The sequence below is a fragment of the Luteimicrobium album genome (assembly GCF_030161555.1).
GTDB classification, from domain to species: Bacteria; Actinomycetota; Actinomycetes; order Actinomycetales; family Cellulomonadaceae; genus Luteimicrobium; species Luteimicrobium album.
This window is the reverse complement of sequence record NZ_BSUK01000001.1, coordinates 3,542,062-3,567,133: the sequence shown is the minus strand read 5'-3', so window position 1 is coordinate 3,567,133 and position 25,072 is coordinate 3,542,062. Positions and strand designations below refer to the sequence as shown.

Here is a 25,072-nt window from a genome sequence, read left to right as displayed (position 1 = left end):
CGGGGACGGCCTCGGCCTGGGGAGCGAACGGGTCAGCGCCCGAGGTCGCTGAGGAACCTCTTGGTGTACTGGACGCCCGAGTCGCGGTCGAGCGACCAGTACCGGATGCCGGCGAGGCCGTTGGCCTTGACGTAGTTCGTCACGGTGTCGACGTCGGAGAGCGTGAAGTTCTCACCCGCGACGTCGTTCGCGGCGATCATGGGGCAGAGCTCGATCTTGTCGGCGGGGATGCCGAACGTGTACTCGAGGTTCTTGGCCGCCTGGACGGCCGACTGGCCCATGTCGCACTGGCCGCCCGAGATGACGCACACGGCTGCCGACGGGCCGCCGTAGTCCATCGTCATCAGGTCGATCGTGTAGTGCGTCAGCGAGGACGCCTTGATCGCGTTCACCACGGACGTGCCGAGCGAGTTGAGACCGGCGTGGCTGCTGTCCGACGCTGCCCAGGTGGCGAGCGTGAAGGAGAAGCGCAGGTCGGGGTAGGCGGACTGCGCCTCGGCGGCCGCGTCGACGAGGTTCGTGATGTCCGACGTCGACATCCCGTTCTCGATGTCGAAGTCGAGGCCGATCATGTGCGGGGTCGCGTACCGGGCGATGAAGCTCTTGAGGTTCGCGCCGGAGCCGCACGTGAACGAGCCGGCCGCGCCGCCCGTCGACACGATGTAGTCGAGGCCCGCGGAGTCGAGCGCGCCGATGTTCGAGCCGATGAAGGCTTGGGCGTTGACGCCGGCCCAGCCCTCGTTGGTGCACGTGCCCGTCGCGAACGCGAGGGTGATCGCGCCGAGGTTCGGCTGGACCGTCGAGTAGAAGCTGTTTGCGCCCACGAGGGGAAGGGTGGTCCCGCTCGCCGCCGTCCGCATCGTGCTCGTGTTCCAGTCCATGGAGACGGTGATGTCCTTGTACGGGGCGAAGACGACGCCGTCGGCGCTCCCGGTGCCGCCGCCGGGGTTCCCGCCGTCGTCACCGCCTCCGGTGTCACCACCACCACCGCCGTCGTCACCACCGCCGGTGCCCCCGCCGGTGCAGGAGCCCTGCGAGGTCCACGGCTGCCCGCTCCCGCTCGCCCCGTTGTGGGTCGCGGGGTCGTCGCCCTGGGTCCACCAGTTCGCCGTGTAGTTGACGCCGTTCTCGCTCGCGGTCTGCCCGCCGTTGTAGACGGTCGACGCGCTCCATGCGGCGGCACAGGTGCCGCCCGCCGCGGTGGCCGACGTGGCGAGCGCGACCCCACCGGTCACACCCCCTGCGACGGCCATCGCGCCAGCGGCGAGCACGCCGCCGACTCGTGCGCTGAAACTCAACTGCATCGTTGATCTCCTCGCTCGCTCCCGGGCCGTGGCCCGCAGCATCACGCCGCTTGCGCGGTGCCTCGTTCATCCTTGACATCTGGCAGCGAGTGGAGCAATGGCCTGGGCAAGATTATGTGGATTCCCCTTACAAATCGCCGTGGCATGCGGACCTCCGAGGCGGCACGTAGCGTCGGTGCCATGGGGAAGCTGCGCGAGCGGATGCGGGCCATGCTGCACTGGCCGTCGAAGAAGACGACCCCGACGCCGTCGGAACGCAAGCAGGAGGACCGCTGGGAGGGCGAGGGCGGAGCCCTGCACCCCCAGGACGAGCACGACGACGCTTGACCCCGGCAGTGCCGGGCCCTCAGAGGCGCGGGTCGACCGGCTCCGACTCCAGCGCCAGCACGGCGAAGACCATCTGGTGCACCGACCAGAGCGGCCGCCCCTCGACGAACCGGGCCAGCGCGTCCAGCCCGAGGCCGTGCTCACGCAGAGCAAGGTTCTTCTTCCGGCCGAGCGACCTGCGCCGCAGGACGTCCAGGGAATCGGTGTAGTCCGGTCCGTAGATGATCCGCAGGTACTCACGGCCACGGACCTTCAGCCCCGGCTGGACCCGCTTGGCCGACACGACGGGTTCCACAGGCTTGACGACCATGCCCTCGCCGCCTGCGGCGGTGAGCTCGAGCCACCACCGGACGGCATCGGCCCTCTGGTCGTCGTCGGTCAGGTCCACGTACCGGTGGCGGGTGTGCGTGATCAGCGGGTCCGTGAGGGATCCGATGCGTTCCAGGTGCCAGCGGTGGGACTCGGTGAGGGCGAGCGTGCGCCCTTCGGAGGCGAGGAGCTGGAACGGCGCGAGCGTGACGCCGTCGAGCCCGTCCGTGGGACGCACGTAGGCCGCGTACGCGTCGCGGTACGCCTCCGCGTTCACGGTCCGGGCGGCCACGCGGTCCGCGAGCGCCGTCACGTCGAGCCCGCGAGCGGCGGCGGCGGTCAGGACGTCGGTGGCAGCGGGGAGGGCGGTGTGCGCGGCGGCGCCGACCGAGGCGTACTGGTCCTTGATGAGGCCGAGGGCCTTGGCGGACCAGGGCAGCAGCTCGCAGTCCAGGGCGAGCCAGTCGGTCTCGAGCTCGTCGAACAGCGGCGCGACCGCGACGCGCAGACGCTCGACGAGCTCGCCGCCGTCAGGGAAGAACGCGCGCCCGGTACGGGTGTGGACGACGCCGGTGCTGCCGTCGGCGATGCCGAACCGGCGCGCGGCGGTCGCCTCGTCGCGTGCGAGGACGGCGACGGCGCGTGAGCCCATGTGCTTCTCCTCGCACACGACGTGGCGTACGCCGGCGGCCGCGTACTCGGCGAAGGCCTCCTCGGGGTGCTCGAGGTAGCCGTCCCTGCTCGAGGTCGGGGCGGGTGCCATGGTCGGCGGCAGGTAGACGAGCCAGCGGGGGTCGACGGCGAACCGGCTCATGACCTCGAGTGCTGCGGCGGCGTTCTCCTCGGGGATCTTGACCTTGCCGGCGTGCTCGGTCTGGAGCCAGCGGGTGCCGGTGACGTCGTCGATGGTGAGGGCGGTGGGCTCGCGGTCGGCCGCGGGGCGGCCGAGGGGTCGTGCCGGCTCGTAGTACTGCTGGAGCGCGGGGACGTGGACGAGCTCGCGCTCGGGGTAGCGCAGCGCGGTGAGCCGCCCGCCGAAGACGACGCCCGTGTCGAGGCAGATGGTGTTGTTGACCCATTCCGGTTCGACGACCGGGGTGTGCCCGTACACGACCGTGGCCTGGCCGCGGTACTCGCGCGCCCACGGGTGGCGGACGGGCAGGCCGTACTCGTCGGTCTCGCCCGTGGTGTCGCCGTAGAGCGCGAACGATCGCACCCGAGCGGACGACCGCCCGTGGTAGGACTCCTTGAGCCCGGCGTGCGCGACGACGAGGCGGCCGTCGTCGAGCACGTAGTGGCTGATCAGGCGGTCCATGAAGGCCAGCGCGTCGGAGCGGAACGGCTCGCCGGCCGCCTCGAGCTGGGCGAGGGACTCGGCGAGGCCGTGCCGGACCTGCACGTCGGCGCCCTTGAGGGCACGCACGAGCTTGGCCTCGTGGTTCCCGGAGACGCACAGCGCCGTCCCGGCTGCGACCATGCCCATGACGAGCCGTAGCACGCCGGGGGTGTCGGGGCCGCGGTCCACGAGGTCGCCGACGAACACCGCGGTGCGTCCGGCGGGGTGGTGGGCGCCGACGGCCCGGCCGTCGTCGTCGCGCTGCAGCACCCAGCCGAGCGTCTCGAGCAGGGTGCGCAGCTCGGTCGCGCAGCCGTGCACGTCGCCGACGACGTCGAAGGGGCCGTGCAGGTCCGTGCGGTCGTTCCAGGGCTTCTGGGGCACGATCCGGACGTCGCCCGGCTCGTCGCCGGGCAGGACGTGCACGCGCCGGAAGCCTTCCTTGCGCAGGGAGCGCAGCGAACGCTTGAGGTCCTTGTGCTGCCGGGCGACGACGCGTGGGCCGAAGTCGCGTCCGGGCCGGTTCTCGTTGCGGCGGACCGCGACGGACTCGGGGACGTCGAGGACGATCGCGTCGACGAGCACGTCGTGGTCCTTGGCGACCCGGACGAGGGAGGCGCGTGCGGCCGACTGCACGTTCGTGGCGTCCACCACGGTGAGCAGGCCGCGGCGCAGGCGGGTCCCGACGATGTAGTGGAGCACGTCGAACGCGTCCGTGGTCGCGGACTGGTCGTTCTCGTCGTCGGACACGAGCGCGCGGCAGAAGTCCGAGGAGATGACCTGGGACGGCGCGAAGTGCGTGGCCGCGAACGTGGACTTGCCGCTCCCGGACACCCCGACGAGCAGGACCAGGCCCCGGTCCGGGACGCCGATCTCGCGGGTGGCCTCGACCTGCTCAGTCACGTCGGAACACCGCCAGGTGGGTCGGGGCGCCGAGGTCGGGGTCGACGTCCCCGATGCCGCGCAGCTCGACCGTGTACCCGTGCGCGGTGGCGACGCGACCCGCCCAGTCCTGGAGCTCGGCGCGGCTCCACTCGAAGCGGTGGTCGGGGTGGCGCATGCCGGTCAGCCCTTCGTAGCGGACGTTGTACTCGCGGTTCGGGGTCGTCACGAGGACGGCACGGGGACGTGCGGCGCCGAAGACGACGCGTTCGAGGGCCGGCAGCCGGGAGGGGTCGACGTGCTCGACCACCTCCATGAGGACGGCGGCGTCGAACCCGGCGAACCGGGCGTCCTCGTAGGTGAGGGCTGCCTGGAACAGGGAGATCCGTTCGCTCTGCCGCTCGCTGAGGTCGTCGAGGTGGAGCCGGCGGGCGGCGACCTGGAGCGAGCGGGTCGAGACGTCGGCGCCTGCGACCCGGGTGAGCGACGGTTCGCGCACGAGCACGTGGAGGAACGCCCCGGGCCCGCAGCCGAGGTCGATCACGGACCGCGCCTCGAGCTCACGCAGTGCACCGAGCACCGCCTCGTGGCGCTGGGCGTTGAGGGGACGGCGACGCGCCGGGGGCTCCTCGGCCTCAGTCGGCTCGAGCTCGTCGGTCACGTCGTCGAGCTCGGCCAGGCGCGCCAGCGCCACCCGGGTCAGGGACGACCGACGACCGAGGTAGCGGCGCGTGACGAGCTCACGGTCGGGGTGGGTCGCGAGCCATCCGGCGCCTGACCGGAGGAGCTTGTCGACCTCGTCGTCGCTCTGCCAGTAGTGCTTGGCCTCGTCCAGCACGGGCAGGAGCACGTGGAGCTGGTTCAGCGCGTCGGCGAGGCGCAGCTCACCGGTGAGCGTGAGCCGGACGTACCGCGACGCGCCCCAGTCGGGGAACCGGTCGTCGAGGGCGATCGGTGAGGCGTCGACGTGCCAGCCGAGCGGTTCGAAGACCCGTCGGGCGATCGGGGGCCCACCGCGGCAGGGGAGGACAGGGATCGTGATCTCGAGCGGGATGCGGGAGTCCGCGAGCGCCTGCCGTGAGTCCGCACGGCCGCTGCGGGCCGTGCTGAACACGTCCGCGACGGCGACGCCCAGGAGCGACGACGCGGCGTACGAGCGGTCGTTGACGTACTGGGCGAGGGAGAAGTCGGGGGTGCTGCGTCCTGCGGATCGTGCGAGGCGCACGGGGTCGATCTCGAGCAGGACAGCGACGGTGCAGCGTTCGTCGGTGGCTTCCGGGTAGAGGACGGTCGCCGTGCCGAACGACTGTTGGAACGCCTGGACCCGGTCGGGGTGCTTGAAGAGCAGGTAGCCGAGGTCGGTCGCGGGCCGGTGCGTCGTGGTCAGGGTGAGCAGCACTCCGGCATTCTCCACCCGACCCGCCGCCGGTCGGGCTCCTTTTGTGTCGGAGCCTTGGGCTCGATGCCGCGCGGGCTCAGGGGAGGACGGCGGTGAGGTCGAGCCGGGCGAGCCGGTCCGGGTCGGCGAGGATGTCGAGCTCGGTGACGAGGCCGTCGTCGACGGTGAAACCGAGGACGGCGAACGGCTTGCCGTGGGGGGCGACGAGGACCCCGGCGACGCCGTTGACGAGGACGACGCGGGCTGCTGTGGCGAGGGCGGCGAACTGACGGGCCTGCGCGATCACGGCGTCCGCGCCCCTGACGGTGCGGGAGGGTCCGGCGGGTCCGGCCCCGGTGTCGGCGTGGAGGGTGACGTCCGGGGCGAGCAGCCGGGCGAGCCGTTCGAGGTCCCCGTCGCGCGAGGCGGCGACGAATGCCTCCACGACGTCGCGGTGGTGCCGGGCGTCGGCGCCGCGCGCGCGGGCGGGGTCGGCGTGCGGACCGGCGGCACGGAGCCGGGCGCGGGCCCGGCTGGCGAGCTGCTTCGCGGCGCCGGGGGACCGCTCGAGGACGACTCCGATCTCGTCGAACGGGACGGCGAAGACGTCGTGCAGGACGAACGCGAGCCGTTCGGACGGCGACAGGGTGTCGAGCACGACGAGGAGCGCGAGGCCCACGGAGTCGGCGAGTACGGCGCGGTCTTCCGGGCCCTCCGGGGCCTCGGTTCCGGGGCCGGGCAGGAGCCGGACGACGGGGTCGGGCACGTGCACGTCGAGGGGGTCCTCGCGGCGCGAGGCCCGTGACCGCAGCATGTCGAGGCACACCCTCGAGACGACCGTCGTGAGCCAGGCACGGAGGTTCACGACGCCGTCGGTGTCGGACCGGGCGAGGCGCAACCAGGCCTCCTGCACCGCGTCGTCGGCCTCGGACAGCGAGCCGAGCATGCGGTACGCCACCCCGCGCAGGTGCGCCCGGTGCGGTTCGAAGAGTGCCGCGTCGTCCACCGTGTTACCTCCGGTTCTCGTGGTCCGTCCACCGGGTAGACGGTCCGCACGCGACCAACGTAACGAGGAGGAGCGAGACCATGAGCGAGCCCACCACCGGCGACGTCCCCCAGACCACCGGGGAGTCGCGCACGATCGCCGCGCAGGGCCTGGCGAACCGGGTCGTCCGCGGGGTGCTGCGCACCCCGGGCCTCGACCGGCTCGCGGGGCGGCGACTGATCACCCTGTACGTCGTCGGACGCAAGTCCGGGGCGCGGTACACGGTCCCGGTCGCCTACGTGCCGCACGACGGCGCGCTGCTGGTCGGGACACCGGCTCGGTGGGGCCGGAACCTGCGCACGGGCGAGCCGCTCGAGGTCCGGCTGCGGGGACGGCGTCGCACCGTGGACGTCGAGGTCCTCACCTCGCGCGAGGACGTCGTGGCCGCCTACGCGGTGATGTGCCGGGAGAACCGGACCTTCGCGTCCCTCAATGACGTGCGCCGGGACGACGACGGCACGCCCGCGCCCGACGACCTCGTCGCCGCGTGGGCGCGGGGTCGCGCGCGTACCGGCTCACACCGCGCTGACGGGGCCGGATGCTGCGGTGCCCGGCCGCCGTCGCCCGCGAGGCCGTCGGCGGCCGGGCTCGCGGCCGACGTCGGCGGCCGCGCCGGCGACGAGGATTCCTCTTCACGTCGCACCTCCCGGTCCGGTGGGTCTCACCACGTCCACCGGACAGTCGCCCCGGACGTGACAGGTCAGCGCACGGGAAAGTTGCTCCGCAGGACTCCGCGAGGGTCACGGTCCGCCTTGAGCGCACGCAGCCGCGCGATCGAGGCCTCGTCGAGCGCGTCCGCGAGGGTCTCGTGGGGAGCGAGGAACGTCACGGGCTTGCGGCCGCTCGTCGGGAGCGCCGCCGCGAGCTCGGCCTGCCGAGCCGTGACCGCCGCGGTGACGTCCGGGCCGAGGGGGAGCCCGAAGAGGTAGACCGCGTACGGCTCGGTCAGGCGGCCGTGCGGGCTGTCGGACCGCCGGCCGAGGGCGCCGCCGAGGTGCCGGACCTGCACGGCCACGAGCGGGGCGACCGGCTTCGCGAGCAGGGTCGCGACGGCGTCGTCGTCGAGGGCCGTAAGCAGCTCGGTGCGCGAGAGCCCGGCGGCCGGGTCGGTCGGCTCGGCGGTGATGTTGCCGAGCTCGGCAACGGTCATGGTCCGGCGCGAGTCGGCGACCGGTGCGGGAAGGTCGTCGAGCCCGGCGAGGAGGGCCCTCGCGCGGGTCTCGTCCCCGAGGTACGTGACGTCGATCGCGACCACGGCGTCCGAGCCGGGGAACTGGGCGAGCGACAGCCACGCGGTGAGCTCGTCCGGCGCGTCGGCCGTCAGGGACCGGTACGCGGCGACGACGGCCGCCGTGTGCTCGCCGGCCCACAGGACGCGGCCGCCGAAGACCTCGGGCGCGTCGTGCAGCGTGAGCTCCACCGCGGTGACGACGGCGTAGTCGCCGCCACCGCCGCGCAGGGCCCAGAAGAGCTCGGGGTCGGAACCCGCCGTGACGTGCTGCGGCCGACCCTGGGCGTCCACGACGTCGAACGCCGTGACGCTGTCGGCGACCCAGCCGAACGCACGGCCGAACCAGGACAGGCCGCCGCCGAGGACGACCCCGGTCACCGAGACGACGGGAGAGCTGCCCGGTAGGGCCGTGAGCCCGTGCTCGGCTGCGGCCGCCTGGAGCGCGCCCGACCGGACGCCGGCGCCGATCACCGCGCGCCGCGCCGCGGGGTCGATCGTGATCGAGTCGAGCGGCCCGGTGCGCAGGACGATCGCGTCCTGGGTGCGGCCCGTCGCCCCGTGCCCGTTCGGCTGGGTGGCGACGGTCGCGCCGTGGTCGCCCGCGTAGCGGATCAGGGCTGCGACGTCGTCGGCGTTCGCGGCCTCGACCACGGCGGCCGCCGGCTGGTCGACGGCACGGTTCCAGGGCAGGCGCGCCTCGTCGAAGTCGGCGTCGCCGGGCAGCCAGACCCTCCCGCGGACGGCGGTGCGCAGGGCGGCGTGGGGGTGGGAGGTGGCGGGGGAGGCGGAGCTGGTCATGGCGGGGTCCTTCCGTGTTCCGGGGGGTACGCCGCTACGTCGGATGCGGCCGCGAGGATGTGACACGACGATGTGATGCGGCGGCGGACGGCTGCCAGGACCGACGTGAGGAACTTCTGTGGCACCGACGAACACCCTCCAGGGCGTGACGTCCGACGAGCTCGCCGACGCTTTCGTCGCGCAGCGGCCCCGGCTGCGTGCCATCGCGACCCGCACGCTCGGGTCCGCCTGGGACGCCGAGGACGTGGTGCAGGAGGCATGGCTGCGCTTGCAGCGCACCGACGCCACCACGATCGAGAACCTCGAGGCGTGGCTGACCACCGTCGTCTCGCGCGCGTGCATCGACCACCTGCGGCGCCGGGGAGCCCGTCCGGACACGTGGGGCGACGAGCTGCCGGACGAGTCGGGTGCCGCCGAGGACCTGACGGTCGAGGGGCCCGAGCAGACGGCGCTGCGCACGGAGGACGTCGCGCTCGCCCTCGACGCCGTCCTCGACTCGCTGGGCCCGCTCGAGCGGCTCTCGTTCGTGCTCCACGACGTCTTCGGGCTCTCGTTCGACGACGTCGCACCCGTGGTCGAGCGCTCGCCCGCGGCGGCCAGGCAGCTCGCGTCGAGGGCTCGACGGAAGGTGCGGGGCGCCGACCCCGAGGGCGACCGGAGCCGCCACACCGACGCGGTCGAGGTGTTCCTCCGTGCGGCACGCGAGGGCGACTTCGGCGGGCTGCTCCAGCTCCTCGACCCTGACGTCGAGCTCCGTGCCGACGATGCCGTGATCGCCGCCGCCGCCCCGCACGCCGACCAGGGCGCCCCGCTCCTCGCCTCCTCGATCACGGGGGCTGACGCGGTCGCGCGCGTGTTCGCGGGGCGCGCCGCCGGTGCCTCGGTCGCCCTGGTCGACGGGATCCCCGGCGCCGTCTACGCGCCGGGCGGTGTCCCTCGCGGCGTCTACGCCGTCCGGATCGAGGGCGGCCGGATCACGCGGATCGACGTGCTCGCGGCATCGGCCCTGCTCGCCGACCTCGACGTCGTCGTGCCCTGAGACGGGCGAGGGTGCCCCCGGCCGTGCGGAGCCGGGCTCTCAGCGTGCGGCGCGGGCGGCCAGCACGACGCGTCCCCGGTCGCTCTCCGCGAACCGGTCGATCATGCCGCGCAGCTCGTCAGCGCCCACGCCCGCTCCGAACGGTTCGGTGCCGGGTTCGAGGTGGACGCCGTCGGCGAGCGTCCCCGCGACGACCGGGTCGAACCCGAGCCGCTCCACGATCCCGGCGACGACGGCGAGGTCGGTCGCGTCGTCCCCGGCGATCGCGACGGCCTTGCGGTCGGGGCTGCCCGCGGGACGAGCACCCTCGTCGAGGTCGTGGTATCCGAGGTGGTTGAAGCCCTTGACCACGCGCGCACCCTCCAGGAGCTCCTGGACGAGCTCGCTCGACGACGTCCGTGGGTCGGTGAGGTCGTCGCGTTCCCCGTCGACCTCCCACCAGTAGTTCATGGCGTCGACCACGAGCGTGCCGCGGAGCGCCTCGACGGGCAGCGTCCGGTACTTGCCGAGGGGCAGGGCCAGGACGACGACGTCGCCTCGGGCTGCGGCGTCGGTCGCGGTCGTGGCGACCGCGCCGGGGGCCAGGACCTCGACGGTCAGCGCGATCCGCCGGGGGTCGCCCGAGCCGGCGACGAGCACCTCGTACCCGGCTGCGGCCGCGAGGCGCGCGAGGACGGTGCCCAGCTTGCCGGCGCCGAGGATGGCGATGGTCCGGACTTCGGTCTGCTCGAGGTTGCCCACGACGACAGAACTTCATTGACGCATCAACTATTCCGCGGTGCCGCCTCGTGCCCGGTGGGTCGCGGATTTGGCCGGAGACGGCGGAAGACCTCGATCGCGGGCGCGTACACGGCCGCCGACACGAGCAGGGCGAGCGGGACCGACGTGCGGCTCGCGAGCGCCCCGAGCGGCGGTCCGCCGACGACCTGGCCGAGCGCGTCCGCCTGGCCCGTCAGCGAAGCGACGGTGGCGCGCGTGTCCGAGTCGATGCTGCGGTGCAGCCAGGCGGCCTGCACCGGCTGCGCGACGGCACGTGCCGCGTCCCGCACCCACATCGCTGCGAGCGCGGGCGCGAGGCTTCCCGAGGTCGCGAAGCCGACGACGCCGGCCACCTGGAGCGCGGTCAGCACCGCGAGGAGCCGGTGCGGGTGCGCGTGCCGCAGCATCGCAGGCCGCCACCGGTCGACGAGCAGGGACGCCAGCAGCGCGAGCGCGGAACCGACCAGCGCGAAGACCGTGAACCAGGCCGCGCCGCTCGTGATGCCGAACGCCGTCGGCCCGCCCCACGCGTCGACGACCTGCGACGTCCAGAGCCGGTCGAAGACCTCGGTGGACAGCCCGGCGAGCAGGCTGACGAGCACCAGCCCGCTGACGACGCGGGAGCGGCGCGCCGCGCGCACGCCCGTCCGGAACGTGCGGACGAGGTCGCGGAAGCGGGCGCGCTCCGACGGCGCGCCGGCGCGAACCCGGTCCTCCCGCATGGTCACCGACATCCAGGCGGCCAGGCCGAGGAAGCCGGCGCCCGCCGCGAGCAGGGCAGCCGCAGGCTCACGACGCCGAGCGCCCCGGCGAGCACGGTGCCGCCGAACCCGGCGGCCAGGCCCGCCCGCGTGGCGCGGGTGAAGACCGGCTGGACGTGCGCGGGTCCGACCTCGTCGGTGACCCAGGCGTCGACCGCACCGGAGATGCAGGTGTAGCCGAGGCCCCACACGACCTGGGCGGCGATGATCGCACCGAACGACGCGACCCCTGGAGCAGGGTGCCGGCGCCCATGACGATCAAGCCGGTCAGGACCGAGGTGCGACGCGACCACGCGTCGGCGATCACCGAGGTGGGGACCTCCCCGAGGAAGCACGTGGCCTCCAGGACGGTGCCGACCACCACGAGCTGTGCGGGGGTCAGGTGCCCGACCTCGACCTGGAACAGGAGCAGGAGCGTGGACATGAGCGCGAACAGCAGGCTCGACGAGGCCGCGTAGACCACGAAGACCCGCGCGGCGTAGGTCGGCACGGACCTGGAGGGGAGGGGACGGCGCGAGGGAAGGACGCGAGGCATGGGAACCGTTTCCTGAGCGGGGGCGGAGGAGAGGTCCCGGGCGTGCTCGTGCGCGGGACCGGACGGAGGACCGTCCACCCGTGGAGTTCCGGCATCCGACGCCGCGCGGACGCGTGAGTCCGCTCGGGTTGCTCAGGGGACGCGCGGTCCCTACGCTTCACGACGCATGCCGGCGAACCTACGGTCCGCGACGCGTGCTCGCCAGCGCTTTTTCCCGGCCTCAGGCCCGGACGACCGACCCGTCGTCGGTGTGCTCGTGCGCCAGACTGAGCTCGTGCAGGCGCTCGTGCTCCTCACGCTCGGCCATCCGGCGGGCGATCCGCTCCTGGACCTCGGCGCGCCGCAGCGGCGGCAGCGTGGGAGGGGAGTGCGACGTTCGGGCAGCTCGTCGAGCACCTGCTCGGTCGCGGCGGCCACCGCGGCGACCGCGGCCTCGAACGCGTCTCGGGTCGCGTCACTGAGCTTCTGGACGCCGGTCACCTTGCGCACGTACTGGCGCGCGGCGGCCTCGACCTCCTCGGACGTCGCGGGCGGCTCGAGACCGCGCAGGGTCGTGATGTTGCGGCACATGCTTCGACGCTATGCCCGGCCCGCGACGGCGTCGAGGCCCACGACGCACGACGGCGACCCCGGGAGTGCCGGGGCCGCCGTCGTCGTTGCTCGGTGGGGGCGGAGATCAGTGGCGGGCAGCCGCGAACGGCCGGACCTGCCGGGTGACCGTGGCGCCGTCGGGCTGCGTGATCGTCGCGCTCAGCGTCGCCGGGGCGTGACCCTTCTCCACCCAGGTCACGAGCGAGTCGAGGGCGTTCGTCAGGTCTGTCCCGCCCGCGCAGTGGTCGACGCCCGGCAGCAGGAAGAGCCGGTAGAACGAGTCCACGTTCCGCGACCCGAGCAGTCCGTCGACGCGCTGCTTGTAGTCCACGGTGCCCTGCGTCGGGACGAGCTGGTCCGCCTGGCCGTGCCAGGTGATGAGCTTGCCGCCCGACCGTGCGAACGCCCGCAGGTCGGGGTCGTCCGTGCCGATGACGTCGTGGAACTGACGCTGCGAGGACGCGTAGAGCCGGTAGAACTCGTCGTACGTCAGCCGCGTGAGGTCGAGCGACGGGTCACGGGTCACGAAGTACTGGGCCCACTGTGAGGCCACGACGAACGGCGCACCGTACGCGGCGAGCGAGTCGAGGTTCGCGCCCTTGTTCGGGCCGTACCAGAGCTGCTTGCCCGACGGTGTGGTCGGGCCTTCCCAGATCTTCCGGACGGCGTCGGCCGTCGCGCGGGAGATGATGATCTCCTGGCCGTCGCACACGACCTTCGTCCCGACCAGCCGCCGGGCGTCCCAGTCGCACTTCGACGGGTCGTCGATGATGCCGTCCTTGTGCCCGTCGAGGGTGTCGCACGCCTTGACGGCGGCGTCGGTGAACGCCTGCAGCTCGCAGGGGCTCGGCTGCACGTGCTCCTCGTTGAAGACCGCCTGGGACCACAGGGTGGCGATGGCGAACCGGTCCCAGTTGATCGCGGGGGCGTTCGCGAGGATGCCCTGGAAGTCGGTCGGGTGGTCCTGGGCCTCGGCGTAGCCCTGCCGGCCGCCCGTCGAGCAGCCGTTCCAGTACGCGTACGTGACCGAGCGCCCGTAGAACTGCCGGGCCACGTCCTTCCCGACGACGGCGAGGTCGTGCAGCGACCGCGTCGAGAAGTTCTTCAGCAGCGCGGTGTCGAGGGTGCCGCGTGGCGTGAGGGCCCAGCCGCTCACGTCGATCGCGTTCTGTCCCACGCCCGCGTCGGTGGCCCCGGCCGCGTACCCGGCCTTGACCGCCTGGACGAGCGCGGGGGCCGGGTCGGTGAGGTCGCCCGCGAGGTACGCGCTGCCACCGGCGGCCTGGAAGCGCCCCGTCCAGAGCGAGCGGTCCTGGGGGAGCGAGACCTTGATCTTGACGTGGTCGTTCGCGCCGAGGTGGCTCACCGTGACGGTGATGTCGCACCAGGCCGGGACGTCGGCGATCGGGCCGACGGCCGGGTACGCGGTCGGGAAGGAGATCGTCCCGCCCGTGTGGGCGACGGCGGTCACGGAGTCGACGTGCGTCCCGGCCGGCGCGGAGGGCCGGACGGGGGCGCAGGCGGTGGTCGGGTGGGGCTGGTGGCCGTGGTCGGCGACGTGTGCGGAGGCTGACGGTGCCACGGCCGCGATCGCCGCGGGGAGCGCCAGTGCCATCAGGGCGATGAGGTGTCTTCTCATGACGCCCACGCTCCCGTGGGTGGCGGGGGCTCGCCCCAGGGTGCGCCCCTGGGCAGCACCCTGGCCGCACGTGTGCGGACGACAGGTCCACGCCGTGCGGCCAGGGTGGGGCGACGGGTCAGAGCTCGCCGGCGGCGACCTTCTCGAGCACGCTCAGGTCGCGCACGGCGCCCTTGTCTGCCGACGTCGCGAGGGCGGCGTACGCGCGGAGCGCCGCCGACACGGGGCGGACACGGTCCTTCGGCGCGTACCGCTCGCCGAGGGCCTCACGGCGGGCCGCGAGGACGTCGTCGGGCACGAGGAGCTCGATGGCGCGGGTGGGGATGTCGATGCGGACCAGGTCGCCGTCCTCGACGAGCGCGATCGTGCCGCCCGACGCGGCCTCGGGGGAGACGTGGCCGATCGACAGGCCCGACGTGCCGCCGGAGAACCGGCCGTCCGTCACGAGCGCGCACACCTTGCCGAGGCCGCGGCCCTTGAGGAACGACGTCGGGTAGAGCATCTCCTGCATGCCGGGGCCGCCCTTGGGGCCCTCGTAGCGGATGACGACGACGTCGCCGGCCTTGACCTGCTTGGCGAGGATCTTCTCGACGGCCTCCTCCTGCGACTCGCAGACCACCGCGGGACCCTCGAACGTCCAGATCGACTCGTCGACGCCCGCGGTCTTCACGACGGCGCCGTCGACGGCGAGGTTGCCGCGCAGCACCGCCAGGCCGCCGTCCTTGGAGTAGGCGTGCGCGACGTCGCGGATGCAGCCGGTCGCGGCGTCGGTGTCGAGCGACTCCCACCGCTCCGACTGCGAGAACGCCGTCGCCGAGCGCTGCCCGCCGGGGGCCGCGTGCCACAGGTCGACGGCCTCGTCCGTGGCGGACCCGCCGCGCACGTCCCAGTCGTCCAGCCACTCCTTGATCGAGCCGGAGTGCACCGCGTGGACGTCGTCGTTGAGCAGCCCGCCGCGGTACAGCTCGCCGAGGATCGCGGGGATGCCTCCTGCGCGGTGCACGTCCTCCATGTAATACGTGCCCTGCGGCGCGACGTTCGGCGCGACCTTCGCGAGGCACGGGACGCGGCGCGAGAGCGCGTCCATGTCGGTCAGACCGAAGTCGACCTCGGCCTCCTGGGCCGCGGCGAGCAGGTGCAGGATCGTGTTCGTCGAGCCGCCCATCGCGATGTCGAGCGCCATCGCGTTGCCGAACGCCTCGGGGGTGGCGACGGAGCGGGGCAGGACGGAGTCGTCGTCGTCCTCGTAGTAGCGCTTCGCGATCTCGACGACGGTCCGGCCCGCGTCCTCGTACAGCGCACGACGCGCGGTGTGCGTCGCGAGGACGGAGCCGTTGCCGGGCAGCGAGAGGCCGATGGCCTCGGTGAGGCAGTTCATCGAGTTGGCGGTGAACATTCCGGAGCACGACCCGCACGTCGGGCAGGCGTTCTCCTCGATGCGGAGCATGTCGGCGTCGGACACCGCGTCGGACACCGCATTCGTCATGGCGTCGATGAGGTCGAGCTTGCGCACGGTGCCGTCAACGAGCGTCGCGCGCCCGGCCTCCATGGGGCCGCCCGAGACGAAGATGGTCGGGATGTTGAGGCGCAGCGCGGCCATGAGCATGCCGGGCGTGATCTTGTCGCAGTTCGAGATGCACACGAGCGCATCGGCGCAGTGCGCGTTGACCATGTACTCGACGGAGTCGGCGATGAGGTCGCGGCTGGGCAGCGAGTAGAGCATGCCGCCGTGGCCCATCGCGATGCCGTCGTCGACGGCGATCGTGTTGAACTCGCGGGCGATCGCGCCCGCGGCCTGGATGGCCTCCGAGACGATGCGGCCGACGGGCTGGAGGTGGGTGTGGCCGGGCACGAACTCGGTGAACGAGTTCGCGACGGCGACGATCGGCTTCCCGATGTCGCTCGACGCGACGCCGGACGCGCGCATCAGTGCGCGGGCGCCGGCCATGTTGCGGCCATGGGTGACGGTGCGAGAACGGAGCGAGGGCATGGTCACATTCCCTCACGGCAATCCCAGGAACCGGAAGACGGCGTTGGTGCTAGTAGTGGGACTACTAGCGTCGCGCTCGTAGTCTGGTGGAGTGAGAGAGCAGGCGACGTGAGCGGCGACACCGAGCGGCGCAAGGAGCTCGGCGCGTTCCTCCGCGCGCGGCGCGAGCAGCTCGACCGGGCCGAGCACGACCTGCCGCCCGTCACGCGCGGGCGCACGACGGGGCTGCGCCGCGAGGAGGTCGCGGCCCGGGCCGGGGTGAGCATCACCTGGTACACGTGGCTCGAGCAGGGCCGCGAGATCAACCCCTCCCGGCAGGTCCTCGACGCGCTGGCCGTGACCATGCGCCTGTCGGCCGCCGAGCACGAGTACGTGCTCTCGCTCGCCGGGTACGCGCCGGCACCGGCCGCCGCGGCCGTCGCGCCCCAGGAGATCCCCGCGCACCTGCAGCGGTTCCTCGACGCCCAGGCGCCGTCCCCGGCGTTCGCGCTCGCACCCGACTGGGCGATCGTCGGCTGGAACCGCGCGTACGAGGTGCTCTACCCCAACGTCGCCGCCATGGCGCCCGAGGACCGCAACCTCCTGCTCGTCATCTTCACGGATCCCGACGACCGTGCCCTCCTGCCCGACTGGGAGACCACGAGCCGGCGGTTCCTCGCCGAGTACCGGGCCCAGGCCGGCCCCGGCTCGCGCTGCCCGAGCACGTGGCGCTCGTCGGGCGGCTGCGGGCCGAGAGCGAGGACTTCGCCCGCGCGTGGGCCGACCACCGGGTCGAGCGGTTCGCGTCCCGCGAGCGCCGGTTCACCCACCCGGTCGCGGGGGAGCTCGCGTTCGAGCACCACGAGCTCGTGCCCGCCGACCTGCCCGACGCGCACGTCGTGGTCTACCTCGCTGCGGACGGCTCGCCGACCCGGGACCGGATGGCCGCGCTGCTCGAGGACGCCCGGCCACGATGAGGGGTCCTGGCCGGCGTCTCAGCCCGCCGCCCGGCGGGCGGCGAGGACGTCGAAGTGCCGGTTCTCCATCACACCGAGCACGTTGCCGAAGGGGTCGAGCACGGATGCGGTGACGAAGCCGGGCCCGCGCTCGGTGCGCGGCTCGTGCGGCGTGGCGCCGAGCTCGGCCAGCCGGGTCAGGGTCGCCTCGACGTCGTCGACGGCCCAGTAGACCGTCGCACCCGAGCCCGCCCCGGCGTCCCGGGTGGCCGGGGCCGCGTACCGGCGGTCCATGATGCCGAGCTCGTCCTCGTCCGCGCCGACGCGGAACTCCACGTAGGCGGGCGCGCCCTCGGCGGGCTGGGCGAAGTACGCCTCCTGACCGAGCAGCGCCGCGTACCAGTCGCGGGCGGCGGCGACGTCGTCGGCGGTGTAGGTGATGGTCGTGAGTCCTCGCAGCATGGTCGTTCGCCTTCCTCGATGGGCTTCATCTCGGGTACGTGTTCCATGCTGTCGGCTGAAGTGCTCACCGTCTGAGCACTTTTCGGGAGAGGATCGAGAGCATGCGCGCGGACCGGCTCGTCGCGACCCTCCTGCTCCTGCAGTCGCGGGGCCGTGCCACCGCGGGCGAGCTGGCCGCCGAGCTCGAGGTCTCGGTCGCGACGACCCGGCGCGACCTGGAAGCGCTCTCGTCGGCCGGCGTCCCCGTCTACCCGCAGCCGGGGCGGGCGGCGGGTGGCAGCTCGTCGGGGGAGCGCGGACGGATCTCACGGGGCTGACGGCCGAGGAGGCGCGCGCCCTGTTCCTCCTGGTCGGGGCGGCGGGTCGGGGGAGCGCGCCCGACGACGCCGCGCGCCGCGCGCTCCGCAAGGTCGTCCAGGCACTGCCGGCGACCTTCCGCGCGCACGCCGAGGCCGCCGCGGACGCCGTCGCCGTCGATCCCCTCGCGTGGGGGCCGCACCGGCGCCCGGCGAGCCGCCGGGTCTGGACGTCGTCCGGCGCGCGGTCGTCGACCGGGTCGCGCTCCGGCTCGTGTACGCGAACCACGCGGGCGCGCGGTCCGAGCGGACCGTCGAGCCGTGGGGGCTCGTCGACAAGGACGGCGTCTCCTACCTCGTGGCGGGGACCGAGCGCGGGAGGCGGACGTTCCGGCTCGACCGGGTCGTCGAGGCCGAGGCGACCGGTCGGACGTTCGAGAGGCCGCCCGACCTCGACGTCGCCCGCGAGTGGGCCGCCGTCGTGGCCGAGGTCGAGGAGCGGCGGTCCCGGACGTGGGCGACGGTCGTCGTCGACCGGCGCTACGTGCCGGTGCTCCGGACGCAGTTCGGCCGCCACCTGCGCGTGCTCGACGACGCCCCGGACGGTCGGGCACGCGTGCGGGTCGCCGACCCGACGCCCCTGGACCTCGCGCGGCACCTCGCGGGCTGGGGCGCCCTGCTCGACATCGAGGACCCGCCTGCGGTGCGCGCCGCGCTCGCCCGGATCGGGTCCGAGCTCGTGCGCCGCTACGCGGTCGCACGCGCGGGCGCGACGGGCTCGCCGGCGTAGCGGTCGCGGCCCGCGAGGACCCCGGCGGCGACCAGGCGCTGGACGTTCTGGCGGTGCAGCACGGGCCCGACGGTGAGCACCCACAGGGCGAGCCCGACCGCGGGCTCGGCGCCCAGACGGCGCGCGAGCGAGTGGACGAGCGGGGAGACGAGCGCGAACGTCAGGAGGGGCACGGCCCCGAGCAGCCCGAGCGCACCGGCGGACAGGCCGGTGTCGTCGCCGATGTCGTCGATCACGGGCCCGACGGTCGTGATGGCGCCGCGCAGGTTCGCGGCGACGACGAGCACCGTGACGAGCAGGTAGACGTGCGCGATCCGACCGGACGACGCGCGGCTTCCGGCAGGGTCACGGCGTGGCATCCCGGCATCCTCCGTGGTACGCGCGTACCGGTACCGGGTCGGAAAGCCCGGTCCGGCTGGTTAGGCTCAGGGCGTGAGCCCGAACCCTCCCCGCCGTCCGTCCAGCCCCGCGCCGGGGAGCCGCCCCGGCGGGCGGCCCGCCGACCGGTACGGCGACGACGGCACCCTGCGGTCCGCGCTCGTCCCCGGGATCCTCGGCGGGATCGCGACGCTCGTCGGGACGGGGTTCTCGTCGTCGTCGGGCGGGTTCACGGTGATCCGCTACGTGGTCGCGATCCTCGCGCTCATCATGATGGTGTTCGCGGTGCAGGCGAAGGCGTTCGTGTGGGTGCTGCCGCTCGCCGCCGCCGTGGTGCTGTGGAATCCCGTGGTCGCGTTCCACCTCCACGGCACGTGGTGGGGGATCGTGCAGCTGCTCGTCGCGGCCCTGTTCGTCGTCGCCGGGGTGCTCATCAAGGTCCCGGCCGACGACGGACGCTAGTCCCGCATGCGGGACCGGAGCACGTCGAGCTCGCACCCCGGCGCGCCGGGGTCGAAGCCGTGCTCGATCAGCCACCGCGACGCCACCAGGCTGCGCAGCGACCACCAGGCCCGGATGACGTCACGGTCCGCGTCGGGGCCGTAGCCCGCGAGCAGGTCGTCGAGGCGCTCCTCGTGCCCGAGCGTCAGGACGGCGAGGTCGAACATGGCGTCGCCCGGCGCAGCCTCGGACCAGTCGATCACCCCGGTGACCTCGTCGCCGTCGACGAACACGTGGCAGGGCTGCAGGTCGCCGTGGACGAACACCGGGCGCCACGGCCGGAGCGCGGCCTCGGCGATCTCCCGGTTGCGTCGGATCACCTCCGTCGGCAGCACGTCGTGCGCAAGGAGCCAGGTGCACTCGGCGTCGAGCTCCCGCACCACGTCGTCGAGCCCGCGGCCCGGCCACGGCGGCAACGGCGCGTCGTGCAGCCGGCGGACGGTCGCGCCGGTGGCCCTCCATGCCTCGGGCGACGCCGACGACGGTTCGCCGAGCCGGCCGAGCTCCCGGCCGTGTACCGCGGCGATCGCGAGCACGGGCGGCTCGTGCCACCGGATCGTCGGGGTCGGTACGGGCGCCATCGACATCGCTCGCACCTCGACCGCGGCGTGCGCCGGGTCGCCGTCGACCTTCAGGAACACGTCGCCCACCCGCAGCGTCGCGCGCTGGCTGTGGGCGACCACGACCTCCACCTCTTCGGCATCCATCACCGGCCATCGTCCTCACCGCGGCCGCCGCTGTCACCCGGATACGCCGACGGGTCCGACCGCTTGACTTCGAGCGCGCTCGAAGGTGAAGCATCGAGACATGCGACTCGGTGCTCACCTCATGCGGTTCGACTCGGTTCCTGCCCCTGCCCTGCGTCAGGAGCTCCTCGACACGGCGGACGCCGCCGAGGAGGCCGGCCTCGGCTGGCTGTCCGTCATGGACCACTGGTTCCAGATGGTCCGTGCGGGGTTCCCGGCGTCCGACCCGATGCTCGAGGCGTACACGACCCTCGGTTTCCTCGCCGCCCGCACCGAGACGGTGCAGCTCGGCGCCCTCGTCACGGGCGTGACCTACCGCTACCCCGGACTCCTCGCCAAGACCGTCGCGACGCTCGACGTGCTCGCTGGCGGCCGCGGGACGCTCGGCATCGGCGCCGCCTGGTACGGGGAGGAGCACGCCGCGCTGGGTGTGCCCTTCCCGCCCCTCAAGGAGCGCTTCGAGCGGCTCGAGGAGACCGTCCAGATCGCGCGGCAGATGTTCGACCCGGAGAACGACGGCCCGTTCGACGGCGCCCACTACCAGCTCGGCGAGACCCTCTGCTCGCCGCAGCCCCTGAGCAAGCCGGAGATCATGATCGGGGGTCCGGGGAGAAGAAGACGCTGCGCCTCGTCGCGCAGTACGCGGACGCCTGCAACATCTTCGGCTCGACCCCGGACGAGCTGCAGCACAAGCTCGACGTGCTGCACCGCCACTGCGAGGACGTCGGCCGCGACCCCGCCGAGATCCGGGTCACCACGCTCCACGGCGGCGAGAAGCTGCTCACCGGTGACGTCGACGGGTTCGTCGAGGAGATGCGCGGGTTCGCCGACCTCGGCGTCGACACCGTGATCCTGCGCCCGCCGGCGACGCCCCTCGCGGCGTGGGTGCGCGACGCGGTCACCCCTGCCGTCGCCCCGGTCCGCGACCTCTGACCTCATCCTGACCGCGAAGTCGGCCTCCGGGAGGCCTGCTTCGCGGTCAGGCGGAGTCCGGGTTCGGGTCCGTGAGCGGGAGGCGGACGACGAACCGGGTGCTCCCGGGCTCCGACGTGACCCGCAGGTCGCCGTGGTGCTTGGTGACGACGATCCGCCACGCGATGTCGAGGCCGAGGCCGGTCCCCGAGCCGACGGGCTTCGTCGTGAAGAACGGCTCGAAGATGCGGGGCAGGACGTCGGCAGGGATCCCGGGTCCGGTGTCGCCGATCTCGACCTCCACGGCGTCGTCGGGTGCGTCGGGTGCGCGCCTCGTCGTGACGGTGAGCGTGCCCGACCCGTCGCGGCCGCCCATGGCCTGCGCGGCGTTGTCGACGATGTTGGTCCACACCTGGTTGAGCTCCGCCGCGTAGACCGGCACGGGCGGGAGCGCGCGGTCGTAGTGCCGGACGACGTCGATGCCGGGTCCGAGGGCGTGCTCGAGCATGACGAGCGTCGAGTCGAGCAGCTCGTGCAGGTCCGCCCGCCCCTCGGGGGCGCGCCCGATCTGCGAGTACTGCTTCGCGGCGGCGACCAGCGTGGAGATGCGCGTGGTGGCGTCCTCGATCTCGCCCATGAGCTGCTCGGTCTCCAGCGTGTAGCCGATCCAGCGGACTGCGCCGTCGAGCGCGTCCGGAGCGACGAGCGCCGCGACCTTGTCGAGCCACGGCCCGTCGATGCCCGCCTGGACGAACGCGGGCGCGAGGTCCCAGCCGGCGCGCAGCCCGTGCCCGTCGAACCAGTCGACCAGCTCGTCCTCGCGGTCCGACGCCTCGAGCGGGCTCGGTGCCGTGCCCTCGGCTGCGGCGTCGTGCAGGTGCTGGACCGCCTCCTCCTGGAGCTGGATGAGCGTCGCGATGCTCGTGCGGTCGTACGGCCCTGCGGCGATGAAGGACAGTTTGTGCCGCATGCCGGCCACCCGCTCGCGCAGCGTCGCGGTCGCGCGGGAGGCGGCCGCTGCGGGGTTGTTGAGCTCGTGCGTGAGCCCCGCCGAGAGCGACCCCAGCGCGAGCAGCCGCTCACGCTGCCCGATGGCCCGCTCGGTGCTCTTCTGCCCGAAGAACAGCCCCTCGAGCAGGTGGACGGCCATGGGGAACCACGACGTCATGAGGTCGCGGAAGTCGTCCGCGGACAGCACGTAGAACCGCGAGGGACGCAGCACGCGTAGCGACTGCTGGTAGGTCTGCGGCACCCGGTCCCCGAGGTACGCGCTCCACGCACCCGAGTAGACGCCGCGCAGGTCCGTACGGTTCACCTCGACGTCGTCGTCGCCCACCCGGCGGTACGTGGCGACCTCGCCGTCGATCAGCACGAACAGGCACAGCGCCGGGTCGCCCTCGGTCAGCAGCATGCCGGGCCCGACCTGCTGCACGGCCCCGTGCTCGCACAGCCAGACGAGCTGGTCGTCGTCGAGCTTCTCGAACAGGAAGAGGGTGCGCAGCTCGTCGAGGTCGCACGGTTCCTCGGGCCCGACGACGCACGGTCCGGCCCCGCGTCCGGCCTGCCCACCCCAGGGCTGCTGCTCCGTCATGGCGTCTCCTGTCGTCGCTGGTTCCTCATCGCTGGTCCAGGTACCGGTGCACGAGCATCACGGCCATCGCGCCCTCGCCGACGGCCGACGCCACGCGCTTGGCCGACTCGGACCGGACGTCGCCCGCTGCGAACACGCCGGGCACGCTCGTCTCGAGATGGTAGGGCGGGCGGTCGAGGGTCCAGCCGGATGGCGGGGCCCCGTCCTGGAGGAGGTCCGGGCCCGCGACGACGAAGCCGTGCGGGTCGCGCACGACGACGCCGTCGAGCCAGTCGGTGCGGGGCGCGGCGCCGATGAAGACGAACAGCCACCCCGTCTCGACGGGCGTCCGGTCGCCGGTGGAGACGTTCTGCAGGACGACCCCCTCGAGGTGGTCGTCGCCGCTCGCCTCGACGACCTCGGCACCGAGCCGCACGTCGATCCGCGGGTGCGCCCGGACCTGCTCGACGAGATAGCTGGACATGCCCTGCTCGAGCGACGCCCCGCGGACCACGAGCGTCACGCGGGCGGCGTCGCGCGCGAGGAACACCGCGGCCTGGCCGGCCGAGTTCGCGCCCCCGACGACGAGCACGTGCTGGTCGGCGCACGACGGCGCCTCGGTCAGCACCGAGCCGTAGTACACGCCCCGGCCGACGAGGTCGTCGAGCCCGGTGCCGCCGAGCATCCGGTAGGAGACGCCGCTCGCGAGGATCACGGTCTGCGCGTCGAGGCTCTGGCCGCCCGCGAGCCGCACGGTGTGCGCGGAGCCCTCGACGTCGAGCCCGACGACCTCCCGCGTGGTGACGAGCTCCGCCCCGAACTTGAGCGCCTGGCGGCGCGCCCGCTCGGTGAGCTGGCTGCCCGACACGCCGTCGGGGAAGCCGAGGTAGTTCTCGATCCGGGACGACTGCCCGGCCTGGCCGCCCGTCGCGGTTCGCTCGACGAGCGCCGTCCGCAGCCCTTCCGACGCGCCGTAGAGCGCTGCCGACAGACCGGCCGGCCCGCCGCCCACGACCACGAGGTCGTAGAAGTCCGACGACGGCCGGGTCACGAGCCCGACGCGCTCCGCGAGCGCCGAGTCGTCGGGCGCGACGAGGACGCCGCCGTCGGGAGTGACGACCACGGGCAGCGGCGGCGGGTCGGGGAACGTCGTGCCGAGCCGGCCGGCTGCCGCGGTGAGCAGCCGCTCGCCCTCGGGCGAGTCCACGGCGTACCAGCGGTAGGGCACGGCGTTGCGGGCGAGGAGCTCGCGGACCTCCGACGAGCGCACGTGCCACCGGTGCCCCACGACCTTGGTCTCGGCGACGGGCTGGGGTGCGCGGTGCGACCAGGCCTCGAGCTGGGCGTCGAGGACCGGGTAGAGCTTCTCCTCGGGCGGGTCCCACGGCTTGAGGAGGTAGTGGTCGAGGTCGACGACGTTGACGGCCTGGATCGCGGCGTCGGTGTCGGCGTAGGCCGTCAGAAGGATGCGTCGGGCGGCGGGGAACAGGTCCATCGCCTGCTCGAGGAACTCGATGCCGCTCATCCCGGGCATGCGGTGGTCGGCGACGAGCACCGCGACCGTCTCGCCGCGCAGCTTGACCTCGCGCAGGACGTCGAGGGCCTGCTCGCCGGACTCGGCCCGGACGATGCGGTACGTCTCGCCGTACCGGCGGCGCAGGTCGCGGGCCACGGCACGCGAGACGCCGGGGTCGTCGTCGACGGTGAGGAGCACGGGACGTGCCCGGTCGGGCGTGGCGCTGCGGCCGGCGGCGGGCGGGGCGAGGGTGGACGTGCTCACGCGGCGAGTTCCTCCGGGGAGACGGGCGAGGGCCGGGCCGACGATGCCGGCCCGGCCCTCAGTCTCCGCCCTCGGTGCGCTCTGTGCGAGGGTCCGGACGCGCCGGCGTCAGCCGGCGAGCCCGCCCAGCAGGTCCTCGAACGAGGGGGTGCCCGAGAAGGGTGCGTCCGCGTCCTGCGACGCCTGCGCGCGGGGCGCCCGGTCCGCGACGGTGCGCGCGAGCTCGCGGCCCGCGCGTCGGACGCGCTCGGGGAGCGTCCCCGCGCTGCCGCCTGCCTCGGCCCAGTCGTCGGTGGCGGCGAAGACGCTCGTCGTCACGGCGTCGGCCCGCAGGTAGCTGAACAGCGGCCGGAGCCCGTACTCGAGGGCGAGGGAGTGCCGCGGCGTGCCGCCGGTCGCGCCCAGCAGCACGGGCATCCCGACGAGCGAGTCCTTGTCGAGGATGTCGACGAACGACTTGAACAGACCGGAGTAGGTCGTGGTGAACAGGGGTGTGACGAGCACGAGCGCGTCGGCGCCGGTCACGTCCTCGATCACCTGGGCGAGGTCCCCGGACGCGAACCCGGTGAGCATCGCGTCCATGATGGCGTGCGCGTGGTCGCGCAGCTCGACCGCCTGGACGGTCGCGTTCACGCCCTGCTCGGCGAGCGCGGCGGCGGCCGCCTCGGCGAGGCGGTCGCCCAGCAGCCGGGTCGAGGACGGCTGGCTCAGGCCGGCGGAGACGAGGAGGACGCGGCGCGGGCCGGCCGTGCTCGTGGGCTCGGACTGGTTCACGATG

At 73.5% G+C, this 25,072-nt stretch carries 24 protein-coding genes and 1 pseudogene; 8 read left to right on the top strand and 17 right to left on the bottom strand.

Annotated elements, in window-relative coordinates; genetic code table 11:
* Positions 1-32: 32 nt before the first annotated feature.
* Positions 33-1,304, bottom strand: coding sequence for a carbohydrate-binding protein (locus QQK45_RS18220; RefSeq protein ID WP_284294441.1), 1,272 nt, complete (start codon positions 1,302-1,304; stop codon positions 33-35).
* A gap of 180 nt (positions 1,305-1,484) precedes the next feature.
* On the opposite strand from QQK45_RS18220, the gene QQK45_RS18215 reads away from it, so the two are divergent.
* On the top strand, positions 1,485-1,631 hold the full coding sequence (locus QQK45_RS18215) for a hypothetical protein (protein WP_284294440.1): 147 nt from the start codon (positions 1,485-1,487) through the stop codon (positions 1,629-1,631).
* A gap of 19 nt (positions 1,632-1,650) precedes the next feature.
* Here the strand turns inward: QQK45_RS18215 and QQK45_RS18210 are convergent, their stop codons facing one another.
* From QQK45_RS18210 to QQK45_RS18195, 4 genes are all read right to left on the bottom strand, one after another.
* Positions 1,651-4,179 (bottom strand): polynucleotide kinase-phosphatase, encoded by a 2,529-nt coding sequence (locus tag QQK45_RS18210; protein WP_284294439.1) that lies wholly within the window; start codon positions 4,177-4,179, stop codon positions 1,651-1,653.
* Positions 4,172-5,557 carry a 3' terminal RNA ribose 2'-O-methyltransferase Hen1 gene (locus QQK45_RS18205; RefSeq protein ID WP_284294438.1) on the bottom strand — a complete coding sequence of 462 codons (1,386 nt, stop codon included), beginning with the start codon at positions 5,555-5,557 and terminating at the stop codon, positions 4,172-4,174. The genes QQK45_RS18210 and QQK45_RS18205 overlap by 8 nt, the downstream gene beginning before the upstream one ends.
* 76 nt (positions 5,558-5,633) lie before the next feature.
* Complete coding sequence (locus QQK45_RS18200; protein WP_284294437.1) at positions 5,634-6,542, bottom strand: sigma-70 family RNA polymerase sigma factor; 909 nt, start codon at positions 6,540-6,542, stop codon at positions 5,634-5,636.
* Positions 6,543-7,281: 739 nt separating this feature from the next.
* Positions 7,282-8,610: an FAD-binding oxidoreductase gene (locus QQK45_RS18195; protein ID WP_284294436.1), complete on the bottom strand. Its 1,329-nt coding sequence runs from the start codon at positions 8,608-8,610 to the stop codon at positions 7,282-7,284.
* Positions 8,611-8,728: 118 nt separating this feature from the next.
* Here QQK45_RS18195 and QQK45_RS18190 point away from each other — a divergent pair, with 118 nt between their 5' ends.
* The gene (locus QQK45_RS18190) at positions 8,729-9,649 is read left to right on the top strand and encodes a sigma-70 family RNA polymerase sigma factor (RefSeq protein ID WP_284294435.1); all 921 of its coding nucleotides are present in this window, start codon (positions 8,729-8,731) and stop codon (positions 9,647-9,649) included.
* A gap of 39 nt (positions 9,650-9,688) precedes the next feature.
* Here the strand turns inward: QQK45_RS18190 and QQK45_RS18185 are convergent, their stop codons facing one another.
* The 6 genes from QQK45_RS18185 to ilvD form a co-directional block, all read right to left on the bottom strand.
* The gene (locus QQK45_RS18185; protein ID WP_284294434.1) at positions 9,689-10,390 is read right to left on the bottom strand and encodes an NADPH-dependent F420 reductase; all 702 of its coding nucleotides are present in this window, start codon (positions 10,388-10,390) and stop codon (positions 9,689-9,691) included.
* Positions 10,391-10,413: 23 nt separating this feature from the next.
* On the bottom strand, positions 10,414-11,136 hold the full coding sequence (locus QQK45_RS18180; protein WP_284294433.1) for an MFS transporter: 723 nt from the start codon (positions 11,134-11,136) through the stop codon (positions 10,414-10,416).
* Positions 11,133-11,462, bottom strand: a complete 330-nt coding sequence (locus QQK45_RS18175; RefSeq protein ID WP_284294432.1) for a hypothetical protein — start codon at positions 11,460-11,462, stop codon at positions 11,133-11,135. Before QQK45_RS18175 ends, QQK45_RS18180 begins: the two co-directional genes overlap by 4 nt.
* 392 nt (positions 11,463-11,854) lie before the next feature.
* Positions 11,855-12,274: a DUF2277 domain-containing protein gene (locus QQK45_RS18170; RefSeq protein ID WP_348525288.1), complete on the bottom strand. Its 420-nt coding sequence runs from the start codon at positions 12,272-12,274 to the stop codon at positions 11,855-11,857.
* A 106-nt stretch (positions 12,275-12,380) separates the two neighbouring features.
* Positions 12,381-13,934: a tannase/feruloyl esterase family alpha/beta hydrolase gene (locus QQK45_RS18165; protein WP_284294431.1), complete on the bottom strand. Its 1,554-nt coding sequence runs from the start codon at positions 13,932-13,934 to the stop codon at positions 12,381-12,383.
* A gap of 118 nt (positions 13,935-14,052) precedes the next feature.
* Positions 14,053-15,924, bottom strand: a complete 1,872-nt coding sequence (ilvD, locus tag QQK45_RS18160) for a dihydroxy-acid dehydratase (protein ID WP_284294430.1) — start codon at positions 15,922-15,924, stop codon at positions 14,053-14,055.
* Between ilvD and QQK45_RS22605 the strand changes: the two are divergent.
* Both QQK45_RS22605 and QQK45_RS22600 read left to right on the top strand, forming a co-directional pair.
* A pseudogene (locus QQK45_RS22605) lies at positions 15,892-16,548 on the top strand (MmyB family transcriptional regulator); the annotation flags it as partial. The gene ilvD and the pseudogene QQK45_RS22605 sit on opposite strands and share 33 nt — an antisense overlap.
* 80 nt (positions 16,549-16,628) lie before the next feature.
* Positions 16,629-16,880 carry an MmyB family transcriptional regulator gene (locus QQK45_RS22600; RefSeq protein ID WP_348525287.1) on the top strand — a complete coding sequence of 84 codons (252 nt, stop codon included), beginning with the start codon at positions 16,629-16,631 and terminating at the stop codon, positions 16,878-16,880.
* An 18-nt stretch (positions 16,881-16,898) separates the two neighbouring features.
* Here the strand turns inward: QQK45_RS22600 and QQK45_RS18150 are convergent, their stop codons facing one another.
* Entirely contained in the window at positions 16,899-17,321 is a 423-nt protein-coding gene (locus tag QQK45_RS18150) for a VOC family protein (protein ID WP_284294429.1), read from the bottom strand.
* 101 nt (positions 17,322-17,422) lie between these two features.
* Between QQK45_RS18150 and QQK45_RS18145 the strand changes: the two genes are divergently transcribed.
* Both QQK45_RS18145 and QQK45_RS18140 read left to right on the top strand, forming a co-directional pair.
* Positions 17,423-17,638 (top strand): helix-turn-helix transcriptional regulator, encoded by a 216-nt coding sequence (locus tag QQK45_RS18145; protein ID WP_284294428.1) that lies wholly within the window; start codon positions 17,423-17,425, stop codon positions 17,636-17,638.
* A 169-nt stretch (positions 17,639-17,807) separates the two neighbouring features.
* Positions 17,808-18,407 carry a helix-turn-helix transcriptional regulator gene (locus tag QQK45_RS18140; protein ID WP_284294427.1) on the top strand — a complete coding sequence of 200 codons (600 nt, stop codon included), beginning with the start codon at positions 17,808-17,810 and terminating at the stop codon, positions 18,405-18,407.
* Here the strand turns inward: QQK45_RS18140 and QQK45_RS18135 are convergent.
* Complete coding sequence (locus tag QQK45_RS18135) at positions 18,365-18,766, bottom strand: hypothetical protein (RefSeq protein WP_284294426.1); 402 nt, start codon at positions 18,764-18,766, stop codon at positions 18,365-18,367. The two genes, QQK45_RS18140 and QQK45_RS18135, sit on opposite strands and share 43 nt — an antisense overlap.
* Positions 18,767-18,839: 73 nt before the next feature.
* Between QQK45_RS18135 and QQK45_RS18130 the strand changes: the two genes are divergently transcribed.
* Entirely contained in the window at positions 18,840-19,247 is a 408-nt protein-coding gene (locus tag QQK45_RS18130) for a DUF6804 family protein (RefSeq protein WP_284294425.1), read from the top strand.
* Here QQK45_RS18130 and QQK45_RS18125 read toward each other — a convergent pair.
* Positions 19,244-19,993 (bottom strand): phosphotransferase family protein, encoded by a 750-nt coding sequence (locus QQK45_RS18125; protein WP_284295101.1) that lies wholly within the window; start codon positions 19,991-19,993, stop codon positions 19,244-19,246. The genes QQK45_RS18130 and QQK45_RS18125 overlap by 4 nt on opposite strands.
* A gap of 100 nt (positions 19,994-20,093) precedes the next feature.
* Here QQK45_RS18125 and QQK45_RS18120 point away from each other — a divergent pair, with 100 nt between their 5' ends.
* Positions 20,094-20,882, top strand: coding sequence for an LLM class flavin-dependent oxidoreductase (locus QQK45_RS18120; RefSeq protein WP_348525286.1), 789 nt, complete (start codon positions 20,094-20,096; stop codon positions 20,880-20,882).
* A 129-nt stretch (positions 20,883-21,011) separates the two neighbouring features.
* Here QQK45_RS18120 and QQK45_RS18115 read toward each other — a convergent pair whose 3' ends face one another.
* The 3 genes from QQK45_RS18115 to QQK45_RS18105 all read right to left on the bottom strand — a co-directional run bounded on the left by QQK45_RS18115 (position 21,012) and on the right by QQK45_RS18105 (position 25,068).
* Positions 21,012-22,535: an ATP-binding protein gene (locus QQK45_RS18115; RefSeq protein WP_284294424.1), complete on the bottom strand. Its 1,524-nt coding sequence runs from the start codon at positions 22,533-22,535 to the stop codon at positions 21,012-21,014.
* Between the two features lie 25 nt (positions 22,536-22,560).
* On the bottom strand, positions 22,561-24,294 hold the full coding sequence (locus QQK45_RS18110; protein ID WP_284294423.1) for an NAD(P)/FAD-dependent oxidoreductase: 1,734 nt from the start codon (positions 24,292-24,294) through the stop codon (positions 22,561-22,563).
* A gap of 108 nt (positions 24,295-24,402) precedes the next feature.
* A complete protein-coding gene (locus tag QQK45_RS18105) occupies positions 24,403-25,068 on the bottom strand; it encodes a CE1759 family FMN reductase (protein ID WP_284294422.1) in 666 nt (221 codons plus the stop codon).
* Between the last annotated feature and the right edge of the window lie 4 nt (positions 25,069-25,072).

What these genes read in the sequence shown, in the direction of transcription:
- QQK45_RS18220 (WP_284294441.1), bottom strand. Translation starts at nt 1,304, where the DNA reads ATGCAGTTGAGTTTCAGCGCACGAGTCGGCGGCGTGCTCGCCGCTGGC.
- QQK45_RS18145 (WP_284294428.1), top strand. Translation starts at nt 17,423, where the DNA reads ATGCGCGCGGACCGGCTCGTCGCGACCCTCCTGCTCCTGCAGTCGCGG.
- ilvD (WP_284294430.1), bottom strand. Translation starts at nt 15,924, where the DNA reads ATGCCCTCGCTCCGTTCTCGCACCGTCACCCATGGCCGCAACATGGCC.
- QQK45_RS18135 (WP_284294426.1), bottom strand. Translation starts at nt 18,766, where the DNA reads ATGCCACGCCGTGACCCTGCCGGAAGCCGCGCGTCGTCCGGTCGGATC.
- QQK45_RS18195 (WP_284294436.1), bottom strand. Translation starts at nt 8,610, where the DNA reads ATGACCAGCTCCGCCTCCCCCGCCACCTCCCACCCCCACGCCGCCCTG.
- QQK45_RS18115 (WP_284294424.1), bottom strand. Translation starts at nt 22,535, where the DNA reads ATGACGGAGCAGCAGCCCTGGGGTGGGCAGGCCGGACGCGGGGCCGGA.
- QQK45_RS18170 (WP_348525288.1), bottom strand. Translation starts at nt 12,274, where the DNA reads ATGTGCCGCAACATCACGACCCTGCGCGGTCTCGAGCCGCCCGCGACG.
- QQK45_RS18215 (WP_284294440.1), top strand. Translation starts at nt 1,485, where the DNA reads ATGGGGAAGCTGCGCGAGCGGATGCGGGCCATGCTGCACTGGCCGTCG.
- QQK45_RS18165 (WP_284294431.1), bottom strand. Translation starts at nt 13,934, where the DNA reads ATGAGAAGACACCTCATCGCCCTGATGGCACTGGCGCTCCCCGCGGCG.
- QQK45_RS18120 (WP_348525286.1), top strand. Translation starts at nt 20,094, where the DNA reads ATGCGACTCGGTGCTCACCTCATGCGGTTCGACTCGGTTCCTGCCCCT.
- QQK45_RS18150 (WP_284294429.1), bottom strand. Translation starts at nt 17,321, where the DNA reads ATGCTGCGAGGACTCACGACCATCACCTACACCGCCGACGACGTCGCC.
- QQK45_RS18125 (WP_284295101.1), bottom strand. Translation starts at nt 19,993, where the DNA reads ATGGATGCCGAAGAGGTGGAGGTCGTGGTCGCCCACAGCCAGCGCGCG.